Raw genomic sequence first — 6,232 nt, 5'->3', positions numbered from 1 at the left:
CGATCTTCGAATAGAGACGCTCGAACTCCGGCGAGAGGACTTCCAACGCCTCGTCCACGATCGCCCGGATCGCCCGCAAGGGATGATCGCCCGGTACCCGCGCTTCGCAGCTCACATACGAAAATAGAGCTCCGCTCTCCCGATCCTCACCCCGCATCGCGCCCTCCATGATCGCAAACCAAACGCCATAGAGAATCACGACCAAAAGACTTCGGCGAGCCCTTTTTCAGCAGCCTGCTAGAGCAGATCCCGGTCGGATGGAATCGCCGGAGGCGATCCATCGACCGGGTGAATCTGCTCTAACTGTTTGATAGCGATCGGATTCAGATGTTTTGGCGCAACCACGAAGTGGTTCCGTCAAAACATGATCCGATCTAGGCGTTTTTACGCGCCAGCGCCGCCTGGGCCGCCGCCAGGCGGGCGATGGGCACGCGGTAGGGTGAGCAGGAAACGTAGTCGAGCGGCACGGTCTGGCAGAACTCGATGGAGGCCGGATCGCCGCCGTGCTCGCCGCAGATGCCCAGCTTGATGTCCGGGCGCGTCGTGCGCCCGCGCTCCGCGCCGATCCGCATCAGCTCGCCCACGCCCTCCTGGTCGAGGGAGATGAAGGGGTCCTGATCGATCAGGCCGCACTGCTCGTAAGACCCCAGGAAGTTGCCGGCGTCGTCACGTGACAGGCCATAGGTGGTCTGGGTCAGATCGTTGGTCCCGAAGGAGAAGAACTCCGCGCCCTCGGCGATCTGCGCGGCACGCAGGCAGGCCCGCGGCAGTTCGATCATGGTGCCGACGAGATAGCGGATCTCCACGCCCTCGGCCTTGCGCACGGCCTCGGCCACCTTGTCGATAAGCTGGCGCAGAATCGTGAACTCCTGCTCGATGGAGATCAGGGGGATCATCACCTCCGGCTCGACGGTCTTGCCGGTTTCCTTCTCCACCGCCGCCACCGCTTCAAAGATGGCGCGCGCCTGCATCTCGTAAATCTCAGGATAGGTGACCCCCAGGCGGCAGCCGCGATGGCCGAGCATCGGATTGGTCTCGACCAGCTTCAGGGAGCGGGCGCGGACCTGATCTTCCGCCAGGCCGGAGGCCTTGGCGACCTCCGCCACCGCCGCATCTTCATGCGGCAGGAACTCGTGCAACGGCGGGTCGAGCAGGCGGATGGTCACCGGCCGGCCGGCCATTTCCTTGAACAGCGCGATAAAGTCGGCGCGCTGGAAAGGCAGCAGCTTCTCCAGGGCGCGGCGGCGCTGCTCACCGGAATCGGCCAGGATCATCTCACGCATGGCGACGATACGCTCGGCATCGAAGAACATGTGCTCGGTGCGGCAGAGGCCGATCCCTTCGCAACCGAAGTCGACCGCCACCTTGGCTTCCTGCGGGGTATCGCAGTTCACCCTGACAGCCATGGTGCGGTACTTGTCCGCCCACTCCATGATGGTGGCGAAGTCGCCGGAGAGTTCCGGCTGGATGGTCTGGACGGCACCGGCCATGACCTCGCCGGTCGAGCCGTCGAGGGTGACGAGATCGCCGGCCCGCAGTTCCATATCACGAACCCGCATGACGCCGCTCTTGTGGTCGATGCGCAGCTCGCCGGCCCCGGCGACGCAGGCCCGGCCCATGCCGCGCGCCACCACGGCGGCGTGGCTGGTCATGCCGCCACGGGTGGTCAGAATACCAACGGCGGCATGCATACCGTGGATGTCCTCCGGTGAGGTTTCGGTGCGGCAGAGCACGACCTTCTCACCGTTGGCAGCCTGGGCCTCGGCCTCGTCAGCGGTGAAGACGACCTTGCCGGAGGCCGCGCCGGGCGAAGCCGGCAGGCCGCGGGCAATGACCTTGCGCTCGGCCTTGGGGTCGAGCGTGGGATGCAGCAGCTGATCAAGGGAGTTGGCATCGATGCGCTGTACCGCCTCGGCCTCGCTGATCAAACCCTCGCCCACCATGTCCGCGGCGATCTTCAGGGCCGCCGGCGCGGTGCGCTTGCCGGTGCGGGTTTGCAGCATGTAGAGCTTGCCGCTCTGCACCGTGAACTCGATGTCCTGCATGTCCTTGTAGTGTTTCTCGAGGACATGGCGCACATCGTCCAACTGGCCGAAAACTTCCGGCATCACCTCTTCCATGGCCGGCAGTTTGGAGTTGTTCATCTCCTTGCCGCGCAGAGTGAGGTTCTGCGGCGTGCGAATGCCCGCCACCACGTCCTCGCCCTGGGCATTCACCAGGTACTCGCCGTAAAAGGCGTTCTCACCGGTCGAGGGGTTGCGGGTGAAGGCCACCCCGGTCGCACAGTTGTCGCCCATGTTACCGAAGACCATGGCCTGCAGGTTCACCGCCGTGCCCCACTCGGCCGGGATGCCGTGCAGGCGGCGGTAGGTGATGGCCCGCTGGTTCATCCAGGAACCGAAAACGGCGCCGATCGCGGCCCAGGCCTGCTCCTTGGGGGACTGCGGGAAAGGCTCGCCGGTTTCCGCCAGGACCTTGGCCTTGAAGTCCTCAATCACCTTGGCCCAGTCCTCGGCGGTCATCTCGGTATCGAGCATGTAGCCGCGATCTTCCTTGGCGAGTTCCAGGATCTCCTCAAAGTGATGATGATCGACCCCCAGAACCACATCGCCGAACATCTGGATGAAACGGCGGTAACTGTCGTAGGCAAAGCGCCGGTCGTCGGCCCGCTTGGCCAGGCCTTCGACGGTTTCGTCGTTGAGACCGAGGTTCAGAACCGTATCCATCATGCCGGGCATGGAGGCGCGCCCGCCGGAGCGCACGGAAATCAGCAAGGGGTTCGCCGGGTCGCCGAACTTGGCGCCGACTTCTTCCTCGACCTTCGTCAGGGCTTCGTTGGTCTGCTCGACCAGGTCATCGGGATACTTGCGGTCGTGGTCGTAGAAATAGGTACAGACCTCCGTGGTCACGGTGAAACCGGGCGGCACCGGCAGCCCGAGAGAGGACATCTCCGCCAGGTTGGCACCCTTGCCGCCGAGAAGTCCCTTCATCTCGGCCCGGCCGTCTGCGGTTCCACCGCCGAAGCTGTACACCCACTTGGTCATTGTCCGCATTCCGTTCCCTGCCTGTTGCTGTCCGTCGGAACCTGTCTGCTTACCCGGATGGCTTTAGCGCCATCGTTTGTTGTCAACTTTCGATCTTTGAGAAATCCGCGACCTCTGAGAGTGTCGCTCCAATGGCGCTCAAAAGGTTCAAGCGGTTCTCCCGCAAAGCTGCATCCTCGGCATTCACCGTCACCTTGTCGAAGAAGGCGTCCACCGGCTGGCGCAACTGCGCCATAGTCTGCATGGCCGTGGTGAAATCTTCACCGCCCAGCGCGTCCTTCGCGCCACCGGCAGCCTCCGTCAGGAGTTTCGCCAACTGCCCCTCTTCCGGCTGATCCGCAATCTCCGCCTTTACCTGCCCGTCATAGCGCCGCTTGTCCTTCTTTTCCTCGATACGCACGATATTGGCGGCACGGCGATAGGCGACCAGTAAATTGGCGCCGTCGTCGCTGTCGAGGAAGGACTTGAGCGCTTCCACCCGGGCCAGAAGACGCACCAGATCGTCTTCTCCACCGCGCGCCAGAACCGCGGTGATGAGATCGTGGCGCACACCCTGATCGCGCAGGACCACCTTCAGGCGGTCGGCGAGAAATGTCAGAAGATCGTCGGCAACCGGCGCCGCGGAGAGGCTGCTGTATTCCGTCTGTGCCACGGCAAATATCTGGGTCAGATTGAGCCGCAACTTGTTTTCGACAACAAGGCGGATGATTCCCAAAGCGGCACGGCGCAAAGCATAAGGATCTTTTGAGCCTGTCGGCTTTTCATCGATCATCCAGAAGCCGACGAGAGTGTCGATCTTGTCGGCCAGGGCGACACAGATGCTGACCGGCGCCGAAGGACAGGCGTCATTGGGGCCGAGCGGCTGATAGTGTTCAGCCACCGCCTCCGCCGCCGCCGGCGTCTCGCCGTCATTCAGCGCGTAGTAGCGCCCCATGATGCCCTGCAGCTCCGGGAATTCACCCACCATGCCGGTCACCAGATCGGCTTTGCAGAGGCGCGCGGCGGAGCGGGCCTCGTCGCGTTCCGCGCCCGGCACGAATTCGCTGATCGCTACCGCCAGGCTCTGCAGGCGCGAAACCTTGTCGGCCACCGTCCCCAGCTTGGCGTGGAAAACAATGTCCTTCAGTGTCGGCACCCGCGCCGATAAAGGCTGCTGACGATCCTGGTCGTAGAAGAAGCGCGCGTCGGCGAGACGCGGCTTTAGAACACGTTCGTTGCCGGAGACGATGGTCTCGGCGCGGTCGCTGCCGGGTTCCGCTTCCATGTTGGCGACGAAGACGAAGCGATCGGCCAGGTTGCCGTCGGCAGTCTCCGTCGAGAAATACTTCTGGTGGCTGCGCATGGAGGTGGACAGCACCTCCCCCGGCAGGGTCATGAAGGCTTCGTCGATGCGCCCCATCAGCACCTGCGGCCATTCCACCAGACCGGCGACCTCATCCAAAAGACCGGGATCGCCTTTCAGGGTCACGCCCTCGGCGGCGGCCAGGGCCGTCGCCTGTTCGGCAATCAGGCTGCGGCGCTCATCCGCATCCAGCACCACCTTGGCGCTGCGCAGCTTGTCGCGGTAATCGGCGAAATCACTCACGGCAAAACGCTGCGGTGCCAGAAAACGATGCCCCTCGGTCGAATCGCCAAAGGCAACGAGGCGGCCCTCGGCCATTTCAAAGCTGCCGTCCAGGGCCTTGCCGTCGAAGAGCGCCAGGATCGAATGCAGCGGGCGCACCCAGCGCCGGCTGTCATCAGCCCAGCGCATCGACTTGGGCCAGGGCAGGTCGCCGAAAGCCTTGGCCAGCAGCTTCGGCAACACCGCCACCGTCGCCCGTCCGGCGATATGGCGCACGGCAAAGTAGAAGTCGCCTTTCGGCGTCTCGCGGACCTCCGCATCGTCCAGGGAGGTCAGCCCGTTGGCCTTCATGAAACCCTGTACCGCCTGCTCCGGCGCACCGACCTTCGGGCCTTTTTTCTCCTCCGAGAGATCGGGCTGCTGCAGCGGCAGGCCGTCGACCACCAGCGTCAGGCGGCGCGGTGTCGCATAGGCGGCGGCAGTGTCGAACGTCAGATTCGCCGCTTTCAGGCCCTCGCTTACGAGACGCTTCAGATCCCCGGCGGCGCGCGCCTGCATGCGCGCCGGGATCTCTTCGGAAAACAGTTCGACGAGAAGCTCGGCCATCAGCCCGCGCTCCCGCCATCGCCCGGCCCCTGGGTGGCCATCCAGGACTCGCAGCAGGCCTTGGCCAGGTTGCGCACACGGCCGATGTAGGCCTGGCGCTCGGTGACCGAAATCACCCCACGGGCGTCCAGCAGGTTGAAGACGTGGCTCGCTTTCATGCACTGGTCATAGGCCGGCAGCGGCATGGGCCGGCCGTTGTCCTCACCGAACTTCAGGATCGTCTGGCACTCCGCCTCGGCGTCCTTGAAATGCTGGAACAGGGTTTCGACCGTCGCCACCTCGAAGTTGAAGCCGGAAAACTCCTGCTCGGCCTGCAGGAAGATATCGCCGTAGGTCTTGCCGCCCTGGTCCTTGGGCACCCCGTCCCAATCCAGGTCGTAGACGTTCTCCACCCCCTGGACATACATGATGAGGCGCTCCAGGCCGTAGGTCAGCTCGGTGGAAACGGGGTTGCAGTCGATGCCGCCGACCTGTTGGAAATAGGTGAACTGGCTGACCTCCATACCGTCGCACCAGACCTCCCAGCCCAGGCCCCAGGCGCCCAGGGTCGGGCTTTCCCAGTCGTCCTCCACGAACCTTATGTCGTGGTCCATCGGATTGATCCCGATGGCCCGCAGGGAATCGAGATAGAGGTCCTGGCTGTTGGGCGGTGAGGGCTTCAGGATGACCTGGAACTGGTAGTAGTGCTGCAGCCGGTTCGGGTTCGCGCCGTAGCGCCCGTCGGTCGGCCGCCGCGAGGGCTGCACATAGGCTGCCTTCCAGATGCTGGGGCCAAGCGCCCTGAGGGTGGTCGCCGGGTGAAAGGTCCCCGCCCCCATTTCCATGTCGTAGGGCTGGAGAATGACACAGCCCTGCTGCGCCCAGAAATCCTGAAGGCGGAGGATCAGACGCTGAAAACAGGTGTCCGGATTTGCGTGAGACATGGTCTTTGGGCTGGTTTGGCGCGGCGCCGCATGCTGCACCGCAGTAAATGCGGGCGAACCTTAGCGGGGCGCCCAACCCGAATCAAGCCAAGGGA

At 64.0% G+C, this 6,232-nt stretch carries 3 protein-coding genes and 1 pseudogene; all 4 read right to left on the bottom strand.

Features of this window, described 5'->3' with window-relative positions; all coding sequences use genetic code 11:
• Positions 1-157 (bottom strand): annotated as a pseudogene (locus tag HBA54_RS16575) (IS5/IS1182 family transposase); the annotation flags it as partial.
• A gap of 217 nt (positions 158-374) precedes the next feature.
• On the bottom strand, positions 375-3,044 hold the full coding sequence (gene ppdK, locus HBA54_RS16570; RefSeq protein ID WP_167226599.1) for a pyruvate, phosphate dikinase: 2,670 nt from the start codon (positions 3,042-3,044) through the stop codon (positions 375-377).
• 82 nt (positions 3,045-3,126) lie between these two features.
• Positions 3,127-5,214, bottom strand: a complete 2,088-nt coding sequence (gene glyS, locus HBA54_RS16565; protein ID WP_167226597.1) for a glycine--tRNA ligase subunit beta — start codon at positions 5,212-5,214, stop codon at positions 3,127-3,129.
• Positions 5,214-6,137, bottom strand: coding sequence for a glycine--tRNA ligase subunit alpha (locus tag HBA54_RS16560; RefSeq protein ID WP_167226595.1), 924 nt, complete (start codon positions 6,135-6,137; stop codon positions 5,214-5,216). Before HBA54_RS16560 ends, glyS begins: the two co-directional genes overlap by 1 nt.
• Positions 6,138-6,232 lie beyond the last annotated feature (95 nt).

It is taken from the genome of Pelagibius litoralis, assembly GCF_011683915.1.
GTDB lineage: Bacteria > Pseudomonadota > Alphaproteobacteria > Kiloniellales > Kiloniellaceae > Pelagibius > Pelagibius litoralis.
The sequence above is the reverse complement of the archived record's forward strand: the minus strand, read 5'-3'. Positions and strand labels throughout refer to the sequence as shown.

Bases quoted from the DNA above. Each gene is read 5' to 3' on its own strand.
- ppdK (WP_167226599.1), bottom strand. From the start codon at position 3,044: ATGACCAAGTGGGTGTACAGCTTCGGCGGTGGAACCGCAGACGGCCGG.
- glyS (WP_167226597.1), bottom strand. From the start codon at position 5,214: ATGGCCGAGCTTCTCGTCGAACTGTTTTCCGAAGAGATCCCGGCGCGC.
- HBA54_RS16560 (WP_167226595.1), bottom strand. From the start codon at position 6,137: ATGTCTCACGCAAATCCGGACACCTGTTTTCAGCGTCTGATCCTCCGC.